Source organism: Parabacteroides goldsteinii (assembly GCF_020091425.1).
Lineage (GTDB): Bacteria > Bacteroidota > Bacteroidia > Bacteroidales > Tannerellaceae > Parabacteroides > Parabacteroides goldsteinii.
The window spans coordinates 5,824,977-5,851,626 of the sequence record NZ_CP081906.1 but is presented as its reverse complement, the minus strand read 5'-3'; the positions used below and the strand labels follow the sequence as shown (position 1 = coordinate 5,851,626).

At 46.7% G+C, this 26,650-nt stretch carries 19 protein-coding genes; 14 read left to right on the top strand and 5 right to left on the bottom strand.

Annotated features, from left to right (window positions below; translation table 11 throughout):
- Position 1: 1 nt before the first annotated feature.
- On the top strand, positions 2-553 hold the full coding sequence (locus K6V26_RS24030) for a chromate transporter (protein WP_009860140.1): 552 nt from the start codon (positions 2-4) through the stop codon (positions 551-553).
- Here K6V26_RS24030 and K6V26_RS24025 read toward each other — a convergent pair whose 3' ends face one another.
- The 5 genes from K6V26_RS24025 to K6V26_RS24005 form a co-directional block, all read right to left on the bottom strand.
- Positions 554-991 carry a DUF5053 domain-containing protein gene (locus tag K6V26_RS24025; protein ID WP_224264090.1) on the bottom strand — a complete coding sequence of 146 codons (438 nt, stop codon included), beginning with the start codon at positions 989-991 and terminating at the stop codon, positions 554-556. It abuts the gene before it with no gap.
- 36 nt (positions 992-1,027) lie between these two features.
- Complete coding sequence (locus K6V26_RS24020) at positions 1,028-1,192, bottom strand: hypothetical protein (RefSeq protein ID WP_224264089.1); 165 nt, start codon at positions 1,190-1,192, stop codon at positions 1,028-1,030.
- 339 nt (positions 1,193-1,531) lie between these two features.
- Complete coding sequence (locus tag K6V26_RS24015) at positions 1,532-5,017, bottom strand: DUF6383 domain-containing protein (RefSeq protein WP_224264088.1); 3,486 nt, start codon at positions 5,015-5,017, stop codon at positions 1,532-1,534.
- A 501-nt stretch (positions 5,018-5,518) separates the two neighbouring features.
- A complete protein-coding gene (locus K6V26_RS24010; RefSeq protein WP_224264087.1) occupies positions 5,519-7,894 on the bottom strand; it encodes a DUF3987 domain-containing protein in 2,376 nt (791 codons plus the stop codon).
- A 70-nt stretch (positions 7,895-7,964) separates the two neighbouring features.
- The gene (locus K6V26_RS24005) at positions 7,965-8,201 is read right to left on the bottom strand and encodes a DUF4248 domain-containing protein (RefSeq protein ID WP_224264086.1); all 237 of its coding nucleotides are present in this window, start codon (positions 8,199-8,201) and stop codon (positions 7,965-7,967) included.
- Positions 8,202-8,386: 185 nt separating this feature from the next.
- Here K6V26_RS24005 and K6V26_RS24000 point away from each other — a divergent pair, with 185 nt between their 5' ends.
- From K6V26_RS24000 to K6V26_RS23940, 13 genes are all read left to right on the top strand, one after another.
- Positions 8,387-9,484 (top strand): efflux RND transporter periplasmic adaptor subunit, encoded by a 1,098-nt coding sequence (locus K6V26_RS24000; protein ID WP_010800974.1) that lies wholly within the window; start codon positions 8,387-8,389, stop codon positions 9,482-9,484.
- Positions 9,485-9,492: 8 nt separating this feature from the next.
- Positions 9,493-12,522 (top strand): efflux RND transporter permease subunit, encoded by a 3,030-nt coding sequence (locus tag K6V26_RS23995; RefSeq protein WP_010800975.1) that lies wholly within the window; start codon positions 9,493-9,495, stop codon positions 12,520-12,522.
- Positions 12,519-13,859 carry a TolC family protein gene (locus K6V26_RS23990; protein ID WP_224264085.1) on the top strand — a complete coding sequence of 447 codons (1,341 nt, stop codon included), beginning with the start codon at positions 12,519-12,521 and terminating at the stop codon, positions 13,857-13,859. Before K6V26_RS23995 ends, K6V26_RS23990 begins: the two co-directional genes overlap by 4 nt.
- 13 nt (positions 13,860-13,872) lie before the next feature.
- Positions 13,873-14,874 (top strand): Gfo/Idh/MocA family protein, encoded by a 1,002-nt coding sequence (locus K6V26_RS23985; protein WP_224264084.1) that lies wholly within the window; start codon positions 13,873-13,875, stop codon positions 14,872-14,874.
- Positions 14,875-14,915: 41 nt separating this feature from the next.
- A complete protein-coding gene (locus K6V26_RS23980) occupies positions 14,916-15,707 on the top strand; it encodes an O-methyltransferase (RefSeq protein ID WP_224264083.1) in 792 nt (263 codons plus the stop codon).
- A 92-nt stretch (positions 15,708-15,799) separates the two neighbouring features.
- Complete coding sequence (locus K6V26_RS23975) at positions 15,800-16,363, top strand: cob(I)yrinic acid a,c-diamide adenosyltransferase (RefSeq protein WP_009860151.1); 564 nt, start codon at positions 15,800-15,802, stop codon at positions 16,361-16,363.
- A 73-nt stretch (positions 16,364-16,436) separates the two neighbouring features.
- On the top strand, positions 16,437-16,658 hold the full coding sequence (locus K6V26_RS23970; RefSeq protein WP_005633363.1) for a DUF2795 domain-containing protein: 222 nt from the start codon (positions 16,437-16,439) through the stop codon (positions 16,656-16,658).
- A gap of 154 nt (positions 16,659-16,812) precedes the next feature.
- Complete coding sequence (locus K6V26_RS23965) at positions 16,813-17,766, top strand: PorP/SprF family type IX secretion system membrane protein (RefSeq protein WP_009860152.1); 954 nt, start codon at positions 16,813-16,815, stop codon at positions 17,764-17,766.
- A 3-nt stretch (positions 17,767-17,769) separates the two neighbouring features.
- On the top strand, positions 17,770-19,197 hold the full coding sequence (porK, locus tag K6V26_RS23960; RefSeq protein WP_195584519.1) for a T9SS ring complex lipoprotein PorK/GldK: 1,428 nt from the start codon (positions 17,770-17,772) through the stop codon (positions 19,195-19,197).
- Between the two features lie 20 nt (positions 19,198-19,217).
- Positions 19,218-20,324, top strand: a complete 1,107-nt coding sequence (gene porL, locus K6V26_RS23955) for a type IX secretion system motor protein PorL/GldL (RefSeq protein ID WP_224264082.1) — start codon at positions 19,218-19,220, stop codon at positions 20,322-20,324.
- Between the two features lie 23 nt (positions 20,325-20,347).
- Positions 20,348-21,916: a type IX secretion system motor protein PorM/GldM gene (gene porM, locus K6V26_RS23950; RefSeq protein WP_010800989.1), complete on the top strand. Its 1,569-nt coding sequence runs from the start codon at positions 20,348-20,350 to the stop codon at positions 21,914-21,916.
- Between the two features lie 44 nt (positions 21,917-21,960).
- Positions 21,961-23,055, top strand: a complete 1,095-nt coding sequence (gene porN, locus K6V26_RS23945) for a type IX secretion system ring subunit PorN/GldN (protein ID WP_224264081.1) — start codon at positions 21,961-21,963, stop codon at positions 23,053-23,055.
- A gap of 353 nt (positions 23,056-23,408) precedes the next feature.
- Positions 23,409-26,633: a SusC/RagA family TonB-linked outer membrane protein gene (locus tag K6V26_RS23940; protein ID WP_224264080.1), complete on the top strand. Its 3,225-nt coding sequence runs from the start codon at positions 23,409-23,411 to the stop codon at positions 26,631-26,633.
- Positions 26,634-26,650 lie beyond the last annotated feature (17 nt).

Here is a 26,650-nt window from a genome sequence, read left to right as displayed (position 1 = left end):
TATGATCTGGTTACAGTTACTTTACGTTTACCTGAAGATCGGGATCTTCGGTTTCGGTGGCGGATATGCCATGCTCTCACTGATACAGGCAGATGTAGTAGACCGCTACAAATGGATATCTCTGCAAGAGTTCACGGACATTGTCGCAATCTCTCAGATGACACCCGGTCCGATCGGGATCAACAGTGCGACTTATATCGGCTATACGGCCATACATAATGCCGGATATTCGCCATTTATGGCAGTCCTCGGTTCCTGTCTGACCACATTTGCCGTATGTTTGCCGTCGTTCATACTGGTACTGGTCATCTCCTACTTTTTTGCCAAGTTCAAGAACAACAAATATGTCGTTGCCGCCTTTACGGGCTTACGTCCGGCCACAGTCGGACTGATCGCCGCCGCCGCACTCATGTTGATGAACAAAGAGAACTTCATCGACTACAAAAGTTTCCTGATCTTCGGTGCCGCCTTCATCCTTACCTGGAAGTTCAAGGTCCATCCGATACTGATGATTGCATTGGCCGGGGTTGCGGGGTTGATATTGTATTGGTAATTATGAGAAGTCCAATTGCATGGCCGTATGCTTTAATTTATCGGAGATATCGAGCAATGCAGACTTTAAAATATTAATTTCTTCCGGCTTCAAACTAACCCTGCGCCCACGAACCTTGTTTTCGTGCAATCTCTGTGAGAGCCATCCGCGCGACTTACCAAAATAAGTTTTAGATATCTCTGATAGGGAAATGAAAGGTGAAACATTTTGGACTTGTTTAAGAATAAAAAGTTCCTGCAATTCCTCTACTGCATTTTCACCTGCTTTAATTGCATCTTCAACACGTCGCTTATGGATATCTGCAGGTTCTTGCGCAAACTGTTCTTGCTTTTCAGCCATAAATTTATCCCGGTCTGCTTCATTTAATTTCTCATATGTCAGGAAATCTTCCTGCATCTCTTTGGTGGGAAATATTTTTTTGATCAAATCTTCATTCATATTATTATGATATTTACTCCGTAAAGGAGTGTCGTTTCACTTCTTTAAATTTCTCAGCCGGATTATTTCTTCCAGCAACATATCCAGTTTTATTTGTTGTTCTCTCTCCGAAAGTCCAAGAGCCTTATAATACTTCAGGAGATAAGGTATCAACTCTTCGTTTAGATATCGGATCTGTTCGTCAATTTCTTCATTTGTCATTGTATAATTTTTTATAGTTAATGTTTTGTTCTTTCAGACACTGCAAAGCTACATATACAATTGTATACGCAAATACTTTAGAACTTTTCTTCAGTGATCCTCCACTGTTTCCCTATTTCATACGAAAGCCCCGACAGGAAATTCTGCCGGGGCTTTGTTTTTTATCTATGTTCTCTCTTCGCAGGGGTACTGATAGATGAACTTTATTTTATTACTTTAGTATTAATACGGCTACTTGTTCGCCCGTCGCGGGGTAATTGGTTGGAGTATAGACGCTGCAAGCAACGCCTATACCTTACAACCGCGTAGCGGTAATTTTAGAATTAATTTCTTTATTTCTTATTTTACAATTGCTTTAACAGCAGCTTCGCCTTCGATAGCTACAGTTACATAACCTGCAGGAGCAGCGATTGTAGCTTCATCAGAAGAAAGAACTGTGCTGGCAATTGTCTGACCAAGAACGTTGCTGATAGTAACCTTCTTGCCCTGTGCACCCTTAACGATAACTTGACCTTCCACAGTTGTTACGCTTACAGAAGAAACTTCTACCTTTTCGTTATCGACAGCACCTCCGCCAACAGCGTTAGAGAATGTTTCACCTTCGCCGGCTTTTACCACAACAGGAATTGTGTTAATTACAGCCAGTTCACCCCAAGATGCGTTGTCAAAACGAGCTTCAATCTTATAACCATCTGCATAATCAGTATCTTCTATCTTCTTGAATGCGAAGTTGAAGTTATCCAACTGTGTTTTAGTAGCTTCTTTCTTATCAGCACCCAGTAACATTTTGTCGCCGATGTGGATAGCCGGAGTCATAGCTAAACGAGCAAAATCATTGTAAGAATACATTTTCTTACCTTCTTTCGTACCGTTCTTCAATGTATCAGTTGCAACATACAGGTAGTTAGCCTGGATAGAATCATCGGCCATTTCTACACGATTCTGGCTGATATAATAAGCCGGACGGAAATTGTTTTCACGATCAACAAAAGCAGTATCCAACTTGAATCCTACAGACAAAGTATCTTCTTTTGCTCCCAGTTCGTTCAGGTCGCGAGTTGCCAACATACCGTCTTTTACGCTCAACAGGATATTCTTCAATGCGCTTTCGAAGCTAATGCTAACGATAGGAACTTCATAACCATTTGCATCCTGCATGTTCCAATATTTAGGAGCATTTACGTTCATCAGGTTGAATGTATAGTTGTTAGGAGCATTCATCGGAGTAAGCAAGATGTAACCATCCTGGTTTACAGTGAATACTTTTACAGCAGCAGCGTCATTCTTTGCGATGTCATCCTTACCCCATACTACCATATACTGATCGGCAGATGTTGCTTTCAGTTCGATTGTGTTTGTTGTAACCTTGGTTGACAATACAATGCGATCATTCTTTTCAGTCAGGTACAGCGGAGTTTCGCCATCTGTATCCATGACAACCAACTGATAAGTTGTAGCAGACAAGCTATTGTCTGTCAGTTTGCGTTCTACGCCAGCTTTGCCATTCAAAGCAACCAGTTTCAATGCTTTTTCTGCATCAGTTGCATCAGCCATCAATACAGAGTCGGCATTCATATATACATAGAAGTCTGTCGGCTGGTTCAGGGCTTTCATCTTCAGAGAGAAAGTACCGATTTCCATTACTTCCGGAGTATAATGCTTGTAACCTACGTGAGCAGCATCGCCTGTAATAGTTACTTTTTCAACACGGATTGTATCCTTGCTTGTGTTTGTATACAGACCTTCCTGTCCTTCTACATCATACAGTTTGCAGATAACTGAATCTTTGTATTCGCGGTTTACTAATTTGTAAACGCCATTTTCTACAGTTACATTCCATTGAGTAGACGGAACAAAGTCTGATGCAGAACGAGCAACCATTGCACTTGCCAAAGATTTCTGACCTGCTCCACCTTGTTTGTAAGAAACAGCAGCCAAATCCTTTTTATTAAGATCAGTTGTTGCATTGAAGATCTTGTAAATACCAGCTTCCAATGTAGCAACAGCAGGTTCAGCAAAGACAATTGTAGCATTTTTGCGAAGAGTAGCATCGTCATCCATCTTTTCAGTCGTTTCAACCGATACTTCTTTGCGATAGTTACCGCTTGTTCCTAAAGTACGGATTACAACTTCAGCATAGGCTGTAGCAGGATCGATCGTTCCATCAGCGCTATTCCATGTATAACCGCCATCTTTATATTTTTCTGAATAAGCAGCCTTATCTGGATCATCAAATGCAAATGTTTTAATAATCAGCTCATCTGCTTTCGGATTATCCAATCTCTGAGACACTTTGAAAGAAGCAGTGTATGGGAAACCAAAGATCTTGCTTGCGTCTTTTTCCAGCTTATAACCCAGGTGTTTGTCAGCTTCAGCAATATAAGTTGTATCTACAGCGATATACTTGCCTTCAGCATTCTGAAGAGTTACATAATCGTCTGTGCTTTTCTCCGGAGCAGTGACAGTTACAGCAGCCAGCTTAGTTGCGAAGTCTGCGAAATTAGCCTGTACAGCAGTAGCACAAGTTGTTTTAACATCATCAATAGCTTTAGCAGCCTTATCTGCAGCTTTGTAAGCAGCTAAAGCCTTAAAGTCATCACCTGTTTTTTCCTGATTGACAACAACCAAACTAGCCAAATTAGCATTCAGCGTAGCTACATTTGTTTTAACAGAATACAATTGTGTATTAGTAGCAGCAGCCACACCTTCGAAAGCCTCATATAAAGCCTTAGAAGTAGGTTCTACTGTAGCATCGCCTTTCTTTGCTTTTACCATTGCTTCTGCTTTAGTAATCATAGCTTCGATATCTGTAGTTGCAGCAAGCAATACATTAGCAGCACCGGTAGCATCCTTGAACAATGCATCTTTTTTAGTTGTATAGTCTTTAGCAGCCGTTACTTTTTCACCATCTTCTCCTGCTTTTGCAGCGATCCAGCCATTTACAACAGCCAGATATTCATCGTATGCTTTCTTGTAAGCATCGATCTTTTCGATAGCCAGGTAAATTCCGGTAGCAGCAGTTTCAGGAGTTTTAACTGCAGCTTTACCGATTGCAGTTGATAAAGCTTCATAATTTTCAAACTTCGCACCTGTTTCCAAGATAGGACTAGCCTTAGCCGTCATCCAACTTGTAAACGGATTATCAAGTGTTGTTTCAATAGCAGCACCTTTAGCATCCAGGAAAGTCAACTTAAAGGCATCGTTTCCTAATGCATTCAAGTCTGCAACAGATAATGGAACTAAATCAGCAGCAGATGTCAATATAAATTCAGTTGCAGATGTATTAGCTTCATCTTTCTTTACACGAACAACATCTCCAGTACCAACAGCCAAATAATAAACAGAATCCTTTTTCGTAAGGTCTGCAGCAGGAATGTTTGAGAAAAGTTTTACCTTTTTATTTGCATCTACTGCAGAAGGAGCAAAAGTAGCATCGTCTACTTTCAAAGGAGTTGTTTTATCTGCGGCAAACGCAGCGATACCAGCACCCAGATAAGCTGCAGCATCTTTCTTGCCAGTTACACCGGTAGTAGAGATCGACAAAGTCGTGCCTAACACACGGTTTGTAAACACATAGTTTGTTCCTTCTGCCTTAACAGACCACAATGATTTTTTATAAGCGTCCAAATCTTTGTCAAGGTCAGCAGTTGCAACAACAACCAAAGAATCTTTTCCATCTTTACTTGCATAGGTCAACGCTTTGCTGCTATTAACCAGCTGATAATATCTCTCTCCGTTAGGCACCACATCTTTCGCCATAACAGAAGACGACATACTACCGACTACCAGTGCGGTAGCCAAAAGTGTAGAAATCTTTTTGTTCATAAATCTAAATTTTAATATTAATAATAATGTATATGAAATAGCTCTTCTTTCTATTCTATTACCTCTCGTCAAGCAAAATGACTAGAGAAAACGATCCTTTTTTCTAGTCATACTTTTGGAGCCATTTTGACTTCATGATAAAAAAGAAGGATTTCGTACTAATTTTGCTATTGAGTTGATAAGAAAGAATATAGGTGAGGAAAAAATAATCAGAAAAGAGTTGTTGGTTAAAAAGGAATTAGTAATTTTGCTGGCGAGAAAAAAGGATCGTTTTTTCTAGTCATACCAATTAGTTACTATCTTTTATATTTCAAAGCATACATAAATTTCACCTTTCAAGAATATCCCATCCGGTGCCTATCCGTCAAAAATGGCTGCCTACCCGTCAGAACCCCGATGCCTACTCGTTTTCAGGCCAGTTACTACCCGTTGGGAGAAAAGGGGGTTTTGGGAAAGTGATTGTTAACTACAGTTAATTGCGTCAAAAGCCTCAAAAATTCCCTAAGGTATTATCGGTACGGTAATCTCCCGGCCTTTGGTCGTTTTATGAAAATAACCGGCTCCTAATGAAATGATTAACCCGTTTTTCTCAGCCGAAGTCAATAAGCGGTCGACCGAAGATTTGCTAAGAAGGAGGACATGTCCCGCGTCACGAATCTCCGCACGCTTGAATTTTAGCGGCATCTCGGCAAAGATTTTCTGCGAAGTGAATGGCATTTTATAACGCAGCTCCTTTTTATTCCTCTTCAGGGAAGTGCTCACCACATAGGTGTGTTGTAAACAGATCGTACCGATATGGAAAGCCACTTCAAAATCATCGTCACGGATCACCCAATCTTTTTCCTCACTCAGTGCCTCCCCTTTGCGAATCGCCGTGAGCACCATACCAATACGAAAGATAGCCAACCGGTAACGCAACACGGCGGAAGCCACATCTTCATGTCCGAACACACGTACATTATTATATTCTTGTTTGAAATAACGGTTCAGCCGTTTACGCTGCGTATCACTGAAATGAACCCAGGTAGGATGCTTGTCCAGGTGCACGCCGATATCCAGTACCCGTTCCGCCAGGCTATCGAAATAATGGGCCGCCGCCGGAGTGTCATCTTCCGATGTAAGCGGACGGTATTCACCGTGCCCGGCAATCTTATAGACCATCAAACGGCTGAACAAACCGCTTTCCGCCGAAGGGACCAGGCGACGGAACATCTCCGGCGTACCCGTCAGCAACATGCTCAGCAACGGATAAGAAGCCAGCAGGGAACCGTTCGTCTTGGTGGAATTGCCGATCCGTTCGTGATGGGCCGCCTGGTTCAGCAGATAACCATAGTTACCATACTCCTGAAACAGTGTATTGGTCACCGCCTCCATCTCGGTTTCAAACAGGCAGGAAGCATAATGGCTGTTCGTTTCCAGTTGCTCGATCATCCGCGCCAGCGAGGTATAACCGGAGATATTCAGGTTCATCTGTTTCACCGGTTCCGGATTTTCGGGAGCCAGTCCGGCCGGTTTCTTTCCTCCCGAACGCAGCAGTAACTTCTGATACAATTCATACTCTTCCTTTTTCTTCAAATATTCTTTCACCTCGCAACGTGAATTGTCGTACACATAGCGTTGCCACGAAGCGATCAGCTTAAAAAGGGAGGCGACACAGCCCTTCCCGCTTCCGGATTCGCCGATCACTACTCCGTAAAAAGGAGCCTGATACTCTTTCCGCGCAAAGGAACCCTGCACATGGGGCGTTACGCTGCTCAACATGGCCAGCGACGACAACAAAAGGACGCTTCGCTCGGTATCATCGCGGGCATACGTCAGAATGTCCCGGATAAGGGACGGTAACGATTGGAAAAACTCTTCCCGGAAAGGAGGAAGAAGGGTTACATCCGGTTCTATATCAACGCCTTCGTTCTCAAATTCGTCCGTTTCTTCGCTATCGGGACGATCAGGTAAACTTTTGGGGCTTTTGAGTTTTTGATGCGGTTTCCGGTGCTCGGGAGGGCAATAAGGGTTGCTTCCGTGGGACGAACGATAACGGGTATAGATATCCGAAACGATACCGGCAACCTCTTTTTCCGTAAAACCCGGTTCCACGTAGCAGCTCAGGCATTCTCTTTTCACTTCGGACTCTTCGAATCCGGCAGCGTTCAAGGCCCCCGAAAGTTTCATGACAAACGTATGGCGATTGCCGGAAGAGAAAGAATTGTCGGTCTCAAACTTATCCATGTAATTGCCCAGCGCTCCGTCGGAAGACGGGATGGCTGAAGCCGTAACATGTTTCTGCGATGCCGGCGGAGCTTCCACCTTGACAGGAACGACTTCGGACTTTTCCTTATAAAAAGCAGTAGGGTCATAGCTGACAAAGCATCCCCTGTTAGGATCTTTCCCGCAGTAATCGACCATGATGCCGGGCAGGTCGTTTTCCAACTTGCGACAGACGGCTTCGAAAGCCGGCAAATGAAGATCGAGGTCACTGTCCACCAATACGAAAAGTTTATCGCCTTTGCCCGAAGCACTGATATGCCCGGCTTTGACATAAGGTAACCCCTCTGCCCGGCGGAGAATATCTTCTGCCGAAGTCGGCACTCCGTCGATATCGACAATGATACAACGGCTGTAGTGCACCAGGTGTTCGCGTTTTCGTCCCCCTTTCATGATTCCTCCGGCAACAAGCAGCGGAAGTTTCTTTTTACGCTTATCCCCTTCTTCCGTATGCCCGGCAAGATATTCGGCACGGAGGCGAGTGATAGCGGAGGCATACTTTTTACTTCTAATCTGGTCGATGTACTGGTCTAAAGTTGTTATTTGCAGATCGTTGACGTTGAATGCAGAAGCAAAGAAAGTACATTCAACGGTTTGGTTTAATTCCATGTTCATAATACTAAGTGTTTAGGGCGGACAGGATGCCGCGATGATTATTGGCAACAGATCGTAAAAGGTCTGTGCATTAAGGCTCTCCCAGATGGTCAATCAATACCGCCACTTGCTTGGGTGTGTAAAGTTTCTGGAATTTCACCCATCCGGCAGCTTCCAGTTTCGCTTTCAGCCCGCGCGAAGTGCGTATCCATTCCCACATACGTTGATAGGCAACCATCGGTGTACGACCCGGAAAATACAATTGGGCGAATTCGGTCACTCCATACACTCTTTTGTAATTTGTTTTTTCGCAATACATTTCTTTCATAAGTCTTAAATTTTAAGCGTTGTTCAATGGTATAAATATAGTAAATAATACAATAAGACGCAAGAAAAAAGAGATATTTATCACCACCGATTAAACCTTTTTTTATTCCGTTTGTCTATATCTCGATTGAGTTGTGTATATTTACATGCCTATTGATAAGTTTTAAAGTAGATACCATTGAAAATATGACGAAGAGAGTGAAGTGGGGCGTTACCGCCGCAATCTTCCTGATGATTGCAGGAATGATTGTTTATCCACAGGTTAAGAACCAGTTGACAGCATCAGGCAAGGATTCCGTTGTAGTTCCCGCACCAGGTACAGGCGTACGGAAGCAAGTGCTGAACATTAACGCCGAAGTGTTGAAATTCCAATCACTGACCGACAAAGTAATCAGTACTGGCAGTATCATTCCCGACGAAGAAGTAGACTTATCCTTCGAATCGTCCGGAAAAGTGGTGAACATCTATTTCAGCGAAGGAACGCATGTGAAAGCCGGCGACCTGCTGGCCAAGATCAACGATAAACCCTTACAGGCACAGCTCAGGAAGCTGGAGGCCCAGATCCCGTTGGCAAAAGACAGGGTATACCGCCAGCGCACCTTGCTGGAAAAAGATGCGGTCAGCCAGGAGGCCTACGAACAGGTAACGACTGAGTATGAAAAGCTGATGGCCGACATCGACCTGGTAAAAGCCAATATCCTGCAAACCGAACTGCGCGCTCCCTTCGACGGGATCATCGGTCTGCGCTCGGTCAGCGAAGGGGCCTATGTCTCTCCGACGACCGTCATTACCAAGCTGACTAAAATATCTCCGTTAAAGATTGAATTTTCCATTCCCGAAAGATATGCAAACGATGTGAAGAACGGAACGATGATCGTCTTCCGCCTGGAAGATTCGAACGGTATCATGCGCGACTACAACGCGAAAGTATATGCCGTCGAAAGTAAAATGGATATGACGACCCGTACCCTGAAGGTGCGCGCCACGTATCCCAATACGAACGAAAGCATTTTCCCCGGCCGTTACACTTCCGTAGAGATCACCAAGCGTGAGATCAAGGATGCGCTGGCTATCCCGAGCGAAGCGCTGATTCCGGAAATGGGCAAGAACGTTGTTTACCTGTATAAAGACGGAGTAGCCGAACCCGCTGAAATAGAGATCGGCCTGCGTACGGAAAGCCAGGTACAGGTACTTAAAGGCATACAGCCGGGCGACACCCTGATCACTTCGGGCGTGATGCAGCTACGCACCGGCATGCAAGTAACAATTGATAATCTGTATTAAATTCCCCTATGGCAAATATATCGGAAACCAGTATAAACAGGCCGGTACTTTCGACGGTAATGATGCTTGTCATCCTGCTGTTCGGTATGATCGGCTACAAGTTCCTGGGGGTTCGCGAGTTCCCCAGTGTGGACCAGCCCATTATCTCGGTCAACGTATCCTATCCGGGAGCGAATGCCGAGGTTATCATGAACCAGATCACGGAGCCGTTGGAGCAGAATATCAACGGTATACCGGGTATCCGTTCGCTGAGCAGTGTCAGTAGCCAGGGTAGCAGCCGTATCACCGTCGAATTTGAACTGTCGGTGGATATGGAAACGGCTGCCAACGACGTGCGCGACAAGGTGTCGCGTGCACAACGTTATCTGCCGCGCGACTGCGACCCTCCTACCGTATCGAAGGCCGACGCCGATGCTACCCCTATCATGCAGATCGGCGTACAGAGCAACAGGCGTTCGCTGATGGAACTGAGTGAAATCGCCGAACTGACGGTGAAAGAACGTTTGCAGACAATCTCCAATGTGAGTGGTGTGGATATCTGGGGACAAAAACGTTACTCCATGCGCCTGTGGCTCGACCCGATCAAGATGGCGGGTTACGGGGTCACTCCTTTGGACGTGAAAAACGCGGTAGATGCGGAAAACGTGGAGCTGCCCTCCGGTAGTATCGAAGGAAATACGATCGACCTGTCTATCCGTACACTGGGACTGATGCATACGGCAAAAGAGTTTGACGACTTGATTGTCAAGGAAGACGGAAACAATATCGTCCGCTTTAAAGATGTCGGGCGGGCGGAATTGGCACCGGAAGACTTACGCAGTATCCTGCGTAAGAACGGCGAACCGATGGTTATCTGCGTAATCGTTCCCCAGCCGGGAGCGAATCATATCGAGATAGCCGACGAGGCCTACAACCGTATCGAACAGTTAAAGAAAGACCTTCCCGAAGATGTGTCGATAGAAATGATCTACGACAATACCCGTTTTATCCGCGCCTCCATCTACGAGGTGGAAGAGACGATTTATGTGGCGCTGGCGCTGGTTGTGTTGATCATCTTCCTGTTCCTGCGCGACTGGCGTGTTACGCTGGTGCCCTGCGTGGTGATCCCGGTATCCTTGGTCGGTGCCTTCTTCGTGATGTATATCTCCGGCTTCTCCATCAACGTATTGACCATGTTGGCAGTCGTGCTCTCGGTCGGCCTGGTGGTAGACGACGCTATCGTGGTGGCCGAGAATATATATGTCCGCATCGAACAAGGGATGAATCCGAAAGAGGCGGGTATCGAAGGTTCGAAGGAAATCTTTTTTGCGGTAATCTCAACGACCGTTACGCTGGTATCCGTATTCCTTCCTATCGTATTTATGGAGGGGATGACCGGCCGGTTGTTCAAGGAGTTCAGTATTGTGATTGCCGGTTCTGTGACGATCTCTTCGTTTGTCGCCCTGACCTTCACGCCGATGCTTGCCACCAAATTACTGCGCAAGCGGGAAAAGAAAAACTGGCTGTATGTAAAGACCGAACCTTTCTTTGAAGGGTTGAATACTATTTATTCCCGGTCGCTCAATTATTTCCTGAGCCATAAATGGTGGGCTATCCCGATCGTGGTTGTCATGTTCGGTTCGATCGGATATTTCTGGAAAACGATCCGTTCCGAATTGTCACCGCTGGAAGACCGCTCTTCCATCTCCATCAATATGCGTGCCCAGGAGGGGGCCACCTTCGAGTTCATCCGCGATTATTCCGATCGGATAGCCGAACTGGCCGATTCCATAGCACCCGAACGCAAGTTCCTGACGAACCGTGCTTCCAGCAGTAATGCCAATATCAGTGTAATTCTGCCGGACATCAAAGAACGCGAACGCTCACAGATGGAAATAGCCGAAAAACTATCGGCTGCCGTGAGAAAAGAGACTCAGGCACGCGCATTCGTTCAACAGCAGTCCACCTTCGGAGGACGCCGCGGAGGCATGCCGGTGCAGTATGTACTACAAGCTCCCAGCCTGGAAAAACTGGCGGAACACTTGCCTACCTTCATGCAAAAGGTCAACGAAAGCCCTATATTCCAGATGGCGGACGTGAACCTGAAATTCACCAAGCCGGAAACGCGCATCGAGATCGACCGCGACAAGGCTTCTTCGCTGGGCGTCAGTACCCGCAACATAGCCCAGACATTGCAGTATGCACTGAGCGGGCAGCGCATGGGGTATTTCTATATGAACGGTAAACAATATCAGATATTAGGCGAAATCAACCGCCAGCAGCGTAACACGCCGCTCGACCTGAAGTCGATTTACGTACGCAGCGACAACGGTTCGATGATCCAGCTGGACAATATGGTGTCATTGCTTGAAGACGTGGCACCGCCCCAGCTATACCGTTATAACCGTTTCGTTTCGGCGACGGTATCCAGCGGTCTGAACAAAGGCTATACCATCGGTGACGGCCTGGACGAAATGGACCGTATTGCGGCTGAGACGCTCGACGGCAGTTTCCGTACCGCCCTTTCCGGCGAGTCGAAGGAATTCCGTGAGAGTTCTTCCAGTCTGATGTTCGCCATGATCCTGGCGTTGCTGATGATCTATCTGGTGCTCGCCGCCCAGTTCGAGAGTTTCAAAGATCCGCTGGTGGTGATGTTCACCGTGCCGCTGGCTATTGCAGGGGCCTTGATGTTTATGAGTTATTCGGGTATCACGATGAATATATTCAGCCAGATCGGTATCATCATGCTGATCGGTCTGGTGGCGAAGAACGGTATCCTGATCGTGGAGTTTGCCAACCAGCGTCAGGAGGCGGGATTGAGTATGGCCGAAGCGATCCGTTCGGCATCCACACAACGTCTGCGTCCGATCCTGATGACCAGTGTGTCTACGATCCTCGGATTGGTTCCGCTGGTATATGCCAGTGGCGAAGGGGCACAGGGACGTATTGCGATGGGTGTTGCCGTTGTCGGCGGTATGTTGGTTTCAACCTTCCTGACCTTGTTCATCGTCCCCGCCATGTATAGTTTTATATCAACAGACAGAGCAAAAAAGATATGAGAAGAATCCTGATAACGATACTGGCTGTTTCTGCGGCTTTAGGTGCAAAAGCGCAGGAGGTGTACAGCCTGAAACAATGCATCGAAACCGGATTGGAACGGAATTATTCCATCCGTATCATACGTAACGAGCAACTGATCAGCGATAATAACGCCACACAAGGCAACGCCGGTTATCTGCCTACAATAGATTTAAGCGGCGGATTCAGTGGTACGGTCAACAATAACCGTAACAAACTATCTGACGGTACGACCGAAAGGGAAAACGGTGTGAACAGTGAAACGGGGAATATCGGATTGAACGTAAACTGGACGGTATTCGACGGTTTCGGCATCCAGGCCGAATACGCCCGCCTGAAAGAACTGAAAAAAATGGGTGAACTGGATACCCGCCTGACGATAGAAGATTTTGTCGCTACGCTTTCCGGCGAATATTATAATATGATCCGCCAGTATATCCGTCTGCGCAACCTGCGTTCTTCCCTGGACCTTTCCCGTGAACGTGTCCGCATCGCAGAAGAACGCTACCATATCGGTTCCGGTTCGCGAATGGACCTGCAACAGGCGCAGGTCGACTTCAACGCCGATAGTTCAAACGTGCTGAACCAGTTGGAGGTCGTCCACACCTCCCGTATCCGGCTGAACGAGCTGATGGCATTGGATAATATCGACGAACAGATCGCCTTAAAAGATTCGGTGATACGCCCGAACATATTCCTGGACGAAGTAGATCTCTGGCAAAGCACGCTGGCTTCGAACGCCTCCCTGCTGATCGCCCAGAAGAATCAGACACTCTCCGAGCTGGATTACAAGAAAGTAAAAAGCCGCGATTACCCGTATGTGAAGCTGAATGCCGGCTATGGCTACACAGCCAACTGGTACGAAGTGGGAGCAACCGACCTGCAACAGCGCCTAGGATTAAATTACGGACTGACTGTCGGATTAAACCTGTTCGACGGTTTCAACCGCCGCCGCGAACGGCGCAACGCCCGCATCCAGATAGAAAACAGCCAGCTGAAAAAGCAGGAACTGGAACTGGGCCTCCGTGCCGATATGAGTAATCTGTGGATGGCTTACCGGAACAACCTCGACCTGTGGAGCCTGGAAAAGGAAAACGTAATTGTCGCCCTCGAAAACCATCGCATCGCAATAGACCGTTACAAACTGGGTGAGTTATCCGGCATCGAATTGCGTGAAGCCCAGATCAGCTTGCTGGAAGCCGAAGAACGGCAATCCATCGCCGAATATTCGACCAAACTCTGCGAAATCTCCCTCCTCCAACTGAGCGGCCAGATATTAACGTATGTGGCACCGGAACCGGAGAAAGCGAGTTTCTAAAAACAGCTAAGTTATGAAGCGTAATATTTGGCTACTGCTTTTAATCCACCTGTTTGCTGTTACCGCACTTCAGGCGCAAGAAGTCATTCGGCTAGGGATCATCGGGCTGGACACCTCTCATTCCGAAGCCTTTATCAAACTGATAAACGGAGAAGCTCCTGCCCCCGATTATGCCGGCTTTAAAATAGTAGCAGCTTATCCATATGGCTCCAAGACCATCGAAGCAAGCTATAACCGCATACCGAAGTACACGGAAACAGCCAAACAGCATGGAGTACAGATCACATCGTCCGTTGCAGAACTTCTAAAACAAACAGATTGCATATTATTGGAAACAAACGACGGCACCCTTCATCTCGAACAGGCTACAGAAGTCATAAAAAGCGGCAAGCCTCTCTTCATAGACAAACCGGTTGCAGCCAGGCTTTCCGATGTTCTGGCTATTTATAAACTGGCTGAAGAAAAAAAGGTGCCTCTATTTTCATCTTCGGCATTACGCTTCTCTTCCCGGAATCAGGAACTAAGGGCAGGCAAAGGTCCGGAAGGGAAAGTTCTCGGCGCCGACTGTTATTCTCCCTGTACAAACGAACCCTCACATGCAGGATTCTTTTGGTACGGCATTCATGGCGTAGAGATATTATACACTCTGATGGGAACAGGATGTCAATCGGTCTCCTGCACTTCTAATGATGATTCCGACCTGGCTGTCGGACTATGGGAAGACGGACGTATAGGGACCTTCCGCGGATTGAGAAATAGTGCCCATACATACGGTGGTACAGCCTTCTGCGAAAAGAATGTCGTACCCGCCGGAGGATATGAAGGTTACGAAGGATTATTGAAATCCATCCTTGCTTTCTTCCGGACAGGCATCACTCCTGTCAGCAAAGAAGAAACGATCGAAATATACACATTTATGGAATCAGCGAATGAAAGCATCCGTCAGGGAGGAAAACCTGTAAAAACAAAAGAGGTATATGAAAAGCATTCTATGGATGCTAAATATTGCCAATAAACAAGAATATCTTACTTTTGTGTGACAAATACAAAAGAGAAATGCAGATTATACCCAAAGCTAATACCCTACGGAAAAGTGTACTTTTATACCGGGGCATCCGTTATCGTAAAGGATACGGTGTCCATTCTCCGTTCGTCTTCAACCTGATCACCAAGGTTATAGAAGAACATTGCTCGTACTATAGCTTTTATGATATAGAACTGATCCGGAAACAGTTACTTTTCCGGGACAATATTATAACCTATCCGGACAGGCAGCAGAAAGGAAAGCTGCGTCGCCGTACGGTCGGTGAAATAGTGAAACGCGAAGCAATCAAGCCCAAGCATGGTGCCCTGCTCTTCCGCCTGGCGAACTATTTCAAGTCGCAAAACATTCTCCAGCTGGGACCGTCGATGGGGTTATCCACCCTGTATCTGACCTCCTACGCCCCCGGATTGAGATGTATTGCCCTCGAGAATATCCCGGAGTTCGCTTCCATCGCCCGAATCGCTTTCGAAAAGGCTGCCCGCAACCCGGTCGACCTGCGGACGGGAACCTATAAAGAACTGCTTCCACAGGCACTGGAAGAGATGAAGCAGGTGGATTTTGTATTTTTTAATACATTATATGAACAACAAAACAACGTTTGGTTGTTTAATGAATGCAGTAAACATGTTCACGACGGTTCAGTCTTTGTTTTTGAGGGAATCAAAGCAAGCCGTAAAATGAGAGAGTTTTGGAAGGAGATATGTTCGCATCCCGAAGTAACGGTGACTATCGACCTCTATTCGATGGGGATCGTATTCTTCAACAAGAAATTACATAAACGCGACTATATTGTCTACTTCTGACGGTGATGCTGTAAGGGCGGTACTGTAGGGGCGGTTCGCGAAGCGCCTACCAACGACACTATATTTAGAATATTGAATAAAAAAAGAAGTATATGAAGAAAAGCCTTATTTATACCGGTGGCGGCGACAAAGGGAAAACCTCCCTTGTAGGAGGCCAGCGGGTATCGAAAGCGCACCAGCGCATAGAAAGTTACGGAACCATCGATGAACTGAATTCATTCATCGGGCTGCTTATCACAGCCCTGGACGATCAGGCCGACATCGATTTCCTCTCTTTCATACAGCATAAACTGTTCACTATCGGTTCTTACCTGGCAACCGACCAGGAAACAACCGAACTGAAGATCGAGAGCAAGGTAACCCCCGAAAGCATCGAACGTATCGAACGGGAGATCGACCGCCTGGACAGCGAACTGCCGCAGATGAAAAACTTCATCCTGCCCGGAGGAAGCCGTTCCGCTTCGCTGGCGCATGTCTGCCGTACCGTCTGCCGCCGTGCAGAACGCCAGATATACCGTTTGGCCGAAACAAATCCCGTCGAAGAGCCTGTACTTATTTTCGTCAACAGATTGTCTGATTATCTGTTTGTTTTGGCCCGTAAGGAGTGTATTAGGAATAATGGTAAAGAAATTATTTGGGATTATACTTGCATCTAAGAAATATTGTTTTATTTTTGCGGGAAATTTGAGAACCTGACTGTCTTCGGGCAGTTGTTAATACTAGATAACTATGTATTGGACATTAGAGTTAGCTTCGAAGTTGGAAGACGCGCCCTGGCCTGCAACCAAGGATGAATTGATTGACTATGCACAACGTTCTGGTGCGCCGTTAGAAGTAATAGAGAATTTGCAGGAAATGGAAGATGAAGGTGAGATTTATGAATGCATGGAAGATATCTGGCCTGACTATCCAAGTAAAGAAGACTTCTTCTTCAATGAAGAGGAATATTGATGTGCTTTAAAATAAAGTATTGAAATAAAGGCGAGGTAGCGGGCTTGCAGAAGTCCCCTGCCTCGTTTGTTTTTTGCGGTCCATACAATTTATACCTGTTTGCCGCGTTATTGTAGGGGATGAAACATCTTTCACCCCGTTAGTTATAGTTTAGATGAAGAGAGTCTTCCTGTTTATTATCGCATTGATTACCTGCACGATGAGCGTGCGGGGTCAGATTGATATGCAGTTAAGCCAATACTTCCTGGGACTGGGATATTACAACCCCGCCTATGCCGGAACGACGGGAGATCTGAATATGCTCGGATTGTTCCGCCAACAGTGGATCGGCATGCCCGGAGCCAGTACCTCTTTCTTTGTTATCGCCGATATGCCCTTCAAATTAGGCAGTACGAACAATGGAGTCGGACTGGTTGTAAACACGGAAAGTATCGGATTATTCCAGTATACAAAAGTAGGGGCCCAGTATGCCTATAAGCAAAAATTATTCGGAGGAACTTTAAGTATCGGGTTGCAGGCAGGCATATTCAATGTCGGCTTTGACGGGACAAAGATATATATCCCGGCAGATAATGACTATCACACTCCTGTAGATTCAGACCCCGCTTTGCCCTCAACAGCTGTGCAGGCAATGGCGATCGACCTGAATGCCGGTATTTATTATTCCCACAAACATTTCTATGCCGGTTTCGGAGCCACTCACCTGACAGCGCCCGAAATGGCATTGGGTGAAACGACTAATTATTATATCCCTATGGGATTAAATTTAGTAGGCGGATACAATATTCAGCTCAGGAACCCGTTGTATGAATTACAGCCCTCTGTATTCCTGAAAACAGACATGCAGAGTTTCCAGGCGGACATTACCGCCCGAATGGTATATAATAAAATGTTTAACGGAGGTCTTTCCTGGCGTATAAACGAGTCGGTAGTAGTATTATTGGGAGCCACATTCGGCAGATTTCAGGTTGGATATGCTTACGATTTCCCTACCACGGCCATGTTAAAAGGGAGTTCCGGTAGCCACGAAGTGTTGGTGCGCTACCAGTTGAAGTTGAAGAAGACAAAAACAGGAAAGAACAGACACAAAAGTGTACGTATATTATAGTATATGAAAAAAGTATTATTAGTACTTATGGCAGTAGCCTTGCTTACCTCATGTGGTAAATCCCTTTCCGGAGCGGGAGGAGAAGTTACCGGGGTAAGATCTGTGGCTTTTAACGAACCTTCGCCCTACGGCATGGTTCTGATCAAAAGAGGTTCGTTCGAAATGGGACCGGCAGACAAAGACTCCTTATGGGGAATTAACCCTGAAACAAAGGGAGTTTCGTTTGACGCGTTCTGGATGGACGAAACGGAAATAACCAACGCCAAATACCGCCAGTTCGTTTACTGGGTGCGCGACTCCATTATCCGCGAACGCCTGGCCGACCCGGCTTACGGTGGCAACGACCTGTTTAAGATCACGGAAGACCGTTACGGCGAACCCGTCACCCCGCATCTGGACTGGAGCCGTCCGATTCCCTGGAAACGGGCGAACGAAGATGAGCTGCGTGCCATCGAAAGCGTTTACTATGTACACCCCATCACCGGCGAAAAACGTCTGGACGAAAAGCAGATGGTCTACAAATACGAATGGTATGACTACACCGGTGCCGCCCTGCGCAAAAACCGCCTGGATCCGAGCGAACGCGTACGTAACACCGATATACAGGTCGATATGAACGAGGTCGTTATGATCTCCAAGGATACCGCCTATATCGACGATGACGGCAACATCATCAACGAAACCCTTACCCGCCCGCTCAGCGGTCCGTGGGATTTCCTTCATACCCGCATCGTAAACGTTTATCCGGATGAAACCTGTTGGGTGAACGACTTCAATAATGCTTACAACGAGCCATACATGCGCATGTACTTCCAGCATCCGGGATATGACGATTATCCTGTCGTAGGTGTCTCCTGGGAACAGGCTACCGCATTCTGCGTATGGCGTACCGATATGTTCAAACAATCGTTGAACTTCCCGGCCGGACAAGCCATCGAGCCGTTCCGCCTGCCGACAGAAGGCGAATGGGAATATGCCGCCCGCTCCGGAAAGAACGAAAACAAATACCCCTGGTCGTCCGACGAACTTCAGAACGCCAAAGGTTGCTTCATGGCAAACTTCAAACCCGGAAAAGGGAACTATACCGAAGACGGTCACCTGATTCCATCCCGCGTAGGCTCTTTCGCCCCGAACCAGTTCGGTTTATATGACATGGCGGGTAACGTGGCTGAATGGACTTCTACCATGTATTCCGAATCGGGTCCGAGCCAGATGAGCGATATGAACCCCGACCTGCGCTACAACGCAGCCAAGGAAGACCCGTATGCGATGAAGAAGAAAGTCGTACGCGGCGGTTCATGGAAAGACGTGGCACAATTTATCCGTTCGGATATGCGCACCTTCGAATACCAGAACGAAACCCGTTCCTATATCGGTTTCCGTTGCGCACGTACACAGATCGGTTTCTCCCGTTCAAAAGGTAAAAAATAATATAAGAAACATACAACATTATGGGAAAATATAGAAGATATAAAAACAGAATTGAAATGTTCCTTTCCAGCGACATGGGAAAGAGAGTACTGAACTTCTGTTACAGCTGGGGAGCATCTATCGTAATCATAGGTGCCATGTTCAAGTTGCTTCACCTGCCGTATGGTAACCAGATCCTGTTTATCGCCATGACGGTGGAAGCGTTGGTATTTTTTATCTCCGCTTTTGAACACCCTTCAAACGAATATCATTGGGAAGAAGTATTCCCCGTGCTGAAATCGAAGAACCCGATGGACCGTCCCGACTTTGCCGGTACAGGCATGTCCAACCTGATCAACTCATCGGACAATATGGATGACGACAATACCTCAGGCGGCATAAACATCCATGTCGGCAACGGCAGAAAAGCAGGTGTCGCAGGCAACCTGGGCGGCACTTCCGTACTGAGCAACCTCGATGTCAGCGAAGAAGATACAAAGAACCTGTCGGAAAGCATCAAGAAACTGAGCGGCGCAGCCGAACAGATCTCCAAGATGGCGGAACTGACCGAAGCTACCCAGAAATACCTGGAACAGCTATCCGGCATGTCCGAAAATATGGAACGTTTCAGCCACGTCACCAACTCGCTGACCAACGTATCCGACACATTGCTTAACTCTTATAAGAGTATCACAGACAACTCTGACGGTATCAACCAGAACTCACGCGGCTACGTGCAGCAGATGGAAATGTTGAACCGCAACATCTCCGGTTTGAATACGATCTACGAAATACAGTTAAAGAGTATCAGTTCGCAGATCGAATCGATCGAACATATCAACGGCGGCCTGAACCGCATCCGCGAGATGTACGACGGTTCGGTAACCGACAGTTCGGTTTTCCGCAACGAAACGGAAAAGATGACTCGCCAGCTGGCCGAACTGAACCAGGTATACAGCCGTTTGCTACAGGCAATGACGGTCAATATGGGTCCGGCAACCGCTTACCAGCAGCCTGCCCCCCAGCCGCAACAGCCCAATTACCAGCAACAGCAGCCTAACTATCAGCAGCCCTACCAGCAACAACCGTACGGCTACCAGCAGCAGGCTCCGTATACAAACAATCCCGGACAGCAATCCGGCAGATAATAAACAAACGAAACTGAAAGAAGATGTCCGGAATAGCAAATAATCCCAACTCGCCCCGTCAGAAGATGATCAACCTGATGTATCTGGTGTTCATCGCAATGATGGCACTGAACGTGTCGTCGGAGGTTCTCGACGGTTTCGAGCTAGTGGAAGACAGTTTACGCACCTCCATCAGCAACTCGGCTCACCGAAACGAGATCGTGGCAGGCGAACTGGATACCTACTACCAATCCAACCCCGAAAAGGTGAAGGAATGGTACGATAAGGGTAAACAGGTAAAGTCCGCTTCCGACAGCCTGTACAACTACGTGCAGGACCTGAAGCAACGTATCGCGGTAATTGCCGATGGGAAAGATGCCAACGTAAACAAGATAGAGCATAAAGACGACCTCGAAGCCGCTTCACGCATCATGCTGGGCCCGGTTACCGGAGAAGGAAAGAAGCTACGCGAAGCCATCGACGCTTACCGCGTGATGATGGGCGAAATGGTACAGGACAGTGCCAAGACCCGCATCCTGGAAGCAAGCCTGAGTACCACACCGCCTCACAAGGCAGGGATCAATACCCGCACCTGGGAAGAAGCGTTGTTTGAAAATATGCCGGTTGCCGCAGCCGTAACATTACTGACGAAACTGCAAAGCGATATCCGCTACGCAGAAGGCGAAGTGCTGAACAACCTGTTGAACAGTGTCGACGTAGGCGACTACCGCGTGAACCAGATGACCGCACAGGTCATACCGGAGAGCCAGATCGTCATGCGCGGAAGCCAGTACAAGGCGAATATCGTCCTGTCTGCCGTCGATTCAACCAAACGTCCGGCCGTATTCGTAAACGGCAAGCAGTTGCCGGAAGACAGCCGCGGACAGTTCACCGCCATTGCCGGTGCCCCGGGTACTTACCCGATCAAAGGGTACATCGAGATGCCCAATAACGACGGCAGCATGATGCGTCAGAACTTCGAAAGCGAATACTTCGTAACAGAACCGAGTGCAACCGTTGCCCCGTTACTGATGAACGTATTATATGCCGGAATCGCCAACGAGATGCGTATCGCCGTACCGGGCGTACCGAGCGGGAACGTAACGGCCACCATGACAAACGGAACCCTGACACGCAAAGGCGATATCTGGGAAGCCCGCCCCTCAAAGGTCGGTACCGACGCTGTTATATCCGTCAATGCCCGCATGGCCGACGGTCGCAGCGTGGAAATGGCCAAGAATACCTTCCGCGTACGTGCCCTGCCCGACCCGATGCCTTACATCGAGTATAAGGACCAGAACGGCAATATGCGTAAGTTCCGCGGCGGAAACATGACCAAGCGTAATCTGATCGAGACGGAAGTGCTCCAGGCAGCTATCGACGATGAAATATTGAATATAAAGTTTGACGTACTACGTTTCGAACTGTTGTTCTTCGACTCCATGGGAAATGCAATACCTGAAGTTTCTCAGGGTCCCCGGTTCTCGGACAACCAGAAAGACAGGATACGTCGTCTGACAAGAGGAAAACGCTTTTTCATCAGAGGTGTAGTAGCCAAAGGGCCTGACGGCCTGGAACGTACCCTCACCCCGATCGAAGTCATTGTAAATTAAGTAGGGGCGGTTCGCGAACCGCCTTCAAACTAAGAATATAAAATATGAAACGTTTTTATTACATACTGGCAATTGCAAGCGCCCTGTTCTTCACAGCTACCTCCATACAGGCACAGGAAGAAACAGGAAACACCCAGCAACGGGCAAGAAGAAGCCCGCAGGCCACCCGCGGAGAACGGGCTAATGATAAGAAAGACACCGGTATACCCGAACTGACCGTGCGGGCACAGGATATGAACGAGCGTATGACACAGGAAGTGGGCAACGCCCGCTGGATGCGTGTCATGTACCGGCAGATAGACCTGATGAAAGAGAAGAATGCTCCTCTGTATTATCCGGTCACCCCGATGAACGGACAGATGAACCTTTTCTCCATCATCTTCAGTCTGATCAGCGAAGGTAAAATAGACGCATACCAGTATGAAGACGGTTACGAAGATTTCAGCGACAACAGCAAGATCAACCTGAAAGACATGCTCGACCGCTTCGGCATCTATTATGAGGAAGTACCCGGACAAGGTAACCAGGGAACCACTTTCGTGATCAACGAAAGCGATATTCCTTCCGAAACCGTCCGCTCTTATTATGTAAAGGAAGCCTGGTATTTCGACCAGAATAACTCCGTATTCGATGTAAAGACACTGGCCATCTGCCCGATCATGACCACTTCAGGTGATGTCGGCGAGTTAACCATGCCCATGTTCTGGATTCCTTACGAAAGCATCCGCCCGTATATCAATACGGCATTTATCATGACATCGAACATCAACAATGCCATGACCTTCACGCTCGACGACTATTTCCGCCGCCGTATGTTCGAAGGCGAGATCTATAAGACACAGAACCTGATGAACCAGCCGTTGATGGCTTACTGCCCGACTCCCGATTCCCTCAAGAAAGAACAGGACCGCATCGAAGGCCAGTTGGTTGCCTTCGAAAAGTCACTCTGGTTCCAGCCCGACACTACTCAGGTAGAAGACCCGAAAGCGGCTAAAAAAGCGAGAAAATCATCAGCCCGCGGACAAGGCGGAGCCACTACCGAAAAGGCTGTTAAAGAAACCAAAGAAAAAACAGTAAAGACAAAAGCGCCGAAAGCCGAGAAATCTCCTCCGGTTCGAAGCGTACGTCGCAGAAGATAAGAACATATAAACTCAAGAAAAAGTAAAGGCTATATCGTGATGACATAGCCTTTACTTTTTTTATCAAATTCTATCTAACAAACCATAGTTTTTACAGAACTATGGCCTTTTGTCCTATAAGAAAGTAGGAGATAAGTAAAACAGGGGGCATTTAGCGTGCAAAACACTCTTCTTTAAAGAAAGAACAGAGATTCTATAACTTATTTTTCACAATTTAATACCTAATAAGAAAAATATTATTATTTTTGACACGATAAGATATCATAGTTCTGTAAAGACTATGTCTCTCATCTAAATTACAAGTTTTCACTAGTATAATATTGCGACTTATTAACCTCTTAAATCACAGGCTTATGTTAACTCAACTAAAACTGACCAAAGTGTTGATTATCCTGTCAGTATTCAATTTGTTTGGGAATATTCACACAGAAGCGAATACTCTTTCCCGACAAGCTGCGGTAACTCAACAAAAAAACAAAGTGACCGGTATCGTAGAAGATGAAAACGGAACCGTTGTCGGAGCCTCCATTTTCATCAAAGACAGTTCCACCGGAACAATTACTGACTCAGAAGGAAGATTTACCCTGACCGATCTCAAAAAAGGCTCGACACTCGTATTCTCTTTCGTCGGTTTAAAAACCCAGGAAATAATCTGGAAAGGGGAAAGTATACTAAACGTCAAAATGGTCAGCGACACCCAGGATTTGGATGAAGTTATCGTAGTAGCCTATGGAACAGCCAAAAAATCAGCATTCACAGGTTCAGCCACAGTTATCAGTGCAGAAAAACTGACACAACGCTCAACCACCAATGTCGTACAATCATTACAAGGACAGGTTGCCGGATTACAAATGACAACTGGTTCCGGACAGCCTGGCGGAGGTTCTCCATCCCTTATCATACGAGGCATAGGTTCTATCAATGCTGATATCGACCCGTTGATTATTGTCGACGGCATGCCTTATGAAGGAGGTTGGAACAATATCAACCCTTCTGATGTAGAATCGGTTTCCGTATTGAAAGATGCCGCATCGAATGCTCTTTACGGAGCAAGAGGTGCCAATGGTGTTATTATTATCACCACGAAACAGGCGAAAGTGGGAGAAGCAAAAGTGACGGCTTCCGCCAAATGGGGCGTAAATACGCGTGGCACCATCGATTACGACTACATCAAAGACCCCGGAGAATACTACGAAGCTCATTATAAAGCATTATATAATCAACTAAGATACGTCAAAGGATTATCTGAAAATGACGCATATACGCAGGCGAATATCAATATGGTAGGCAATACCAAAGAAAACGGCGGCTTAACCTATAACGTATTCAACTATCCGGAAAACGAATACCTGATAGGAAAAGACGGAAGACTAAACCCCAACGCCAAATTAGGACGGGTAGTGAACGGATATACGTTATCTCCCGACGACTGGGTCGATGAAGCATATAGCAGCGCCTTCCGGCAGGAATATAACGTCAATATATCCGGAGGAACCAACAAAATGCAAATGTACGGCTCCTTTGGTTACCTGAACGACGAAGGTATTGTCCCCAATGCCGGATACGAACGCTATTCTGCCCGCTTCAAAGGTTCTTACCAGGCAAAGAGTTGGTTGAAATTCGGTGCTAACGTAAACTATACACACAGCGAAACATCGACCTTGTCAGAAGACTACAGCACAGATATGTCAAGTGTCGTAGAACAAGTTGCCCCTATCTACCCGGTCTATATCAGAGATGAGCATGGAAATATCATGACCGATGAAAACGGCAAACTGTATGACTACGGAACAACAAATACCGCGTTGGGATTAGCCCGCCCCGTTCTTCCGAACTCATCCATACAAAGCTCCATTCTCAATCTGTCGGAAACAAATGCAAATACGTTTAACGGTAACGGCTTTGTCGATATCACCTTCCTGAAAGACTTCAAATTCACGTTCAACGCAGGAACGACAGTACGCGAACAAAGATATTTCACAACCAGCAACCCGTTCTACGGTTTCGGGGCGGAGCAAAACGGTACCATATCCGTTTACCATTACCGCACAACCACACTAAACTTACAGCAGATCTTAAACTATAACCGCAGTTTCGGTAAACATAACGTATCGGCCATGTTGGGACATGAAAATTATAAATACAACTATGTCCAATTATCTGCCGGCAAAAAGAACATGTTCTCTTACTGGGAGAACCATGAATTGAACGGAGCCATCATTGACGCCGCTTCTGCCAACTCCTACGCAACGGATTACAATACGGAAGGATACTTCTTCCGCGGCCTCTACGATTACGACGGCAAGTATTTCTTCTCCGGTTCTTATCGCCGCGACGCTTCTTCACGCTTCCATCCGGATCATTGGTGGGGTAATTTCTATTCCATCGGAGCTGCTTATCTGATCTCAAAAGAAGACTGGTTCAAAACAAACTGGGTAGACTTGTTAAAAATCAAATTCTCTATCGGACAACAAGGTAACGACAATATCGGTAACTTCCGGTATATCGACACCTATACCATTAAAAACAACAATGACGAGTTATCGCTCGCCTTTGCCAGCAAAGGAAATAAAGATATCACCTGGGAAACAAATACGAACATGAACCTGGGAGTTGAATTTGAATTATTCAAACATAAACTGACCGGTAGCTTCGAATTCTTCAACCGCAAGACGACCGATCTGTTAAACTGGTTCACCGTTCCTCTGTCGTTGGGATATGCAGGTTATTATGACAATATCGGAGACATGAATAACAGAGGTGTCGAACTCGATTTGAGATATACCCCGTTCAATAAAAAGAACTTCTCATGGACGATCAACTTCAACATGACTCATTATAAAAACAAGATCACCTATCTGCCTGCCGAGAAAAAGACGACAGAGATGGAAGGCCACGGCGGTTATATGGACGGAAGCAGGTATTATGGAGAAGGATTACCCATCAATACATGGTATATGCGCCAGTATGCCGGTGTGTCGGAAGAAGGTCTGTCCATGTGGTATTACACCGACAAGGAAACAGGAGAAAAAAAGACCACAACCACCAACTCCAGCGCAGACTATTATCTGTGCGGCGACCCCAACCCGGACCTGTACGGAGGTTTCGGTACGACACTGAATGTCTATGGTTTCGACCTCTCTGCCCAATTCAGTTATACGATCGGAGGCAAAACCTACGATTACGGATATGCAGGCATCATGGCTAATCCGACAGCCTCGAGCGTCGGTAACCGCTGGCACAAAGACATCGCAGACGCATGGTCGCCCGAAAATACAGGGTCAAACATACCGCGCTGGTATTTCAACGACTTATACACCACCAGCATGTCGGATCGTTTCTTGATGGATGGTAGCTACCTCAGCTTGCAAAACGTACAGGTAGGATATACCATTCCTAAGAAATATACCTCTTATCTGGGCATAGACAATCTTCGTTTATACTTTGTATGCGATAATGTATATTACTGGTCAAAGAGAAAAGGATTGGATCCCAGACGCTCCTACACAGGAGTCGGTGCTTCGGGAAAAATATCCCCGCTCCGCACTTTCACCGGTGGCATCAGTTTACAATTCTAAAATCACACAAATTCCAT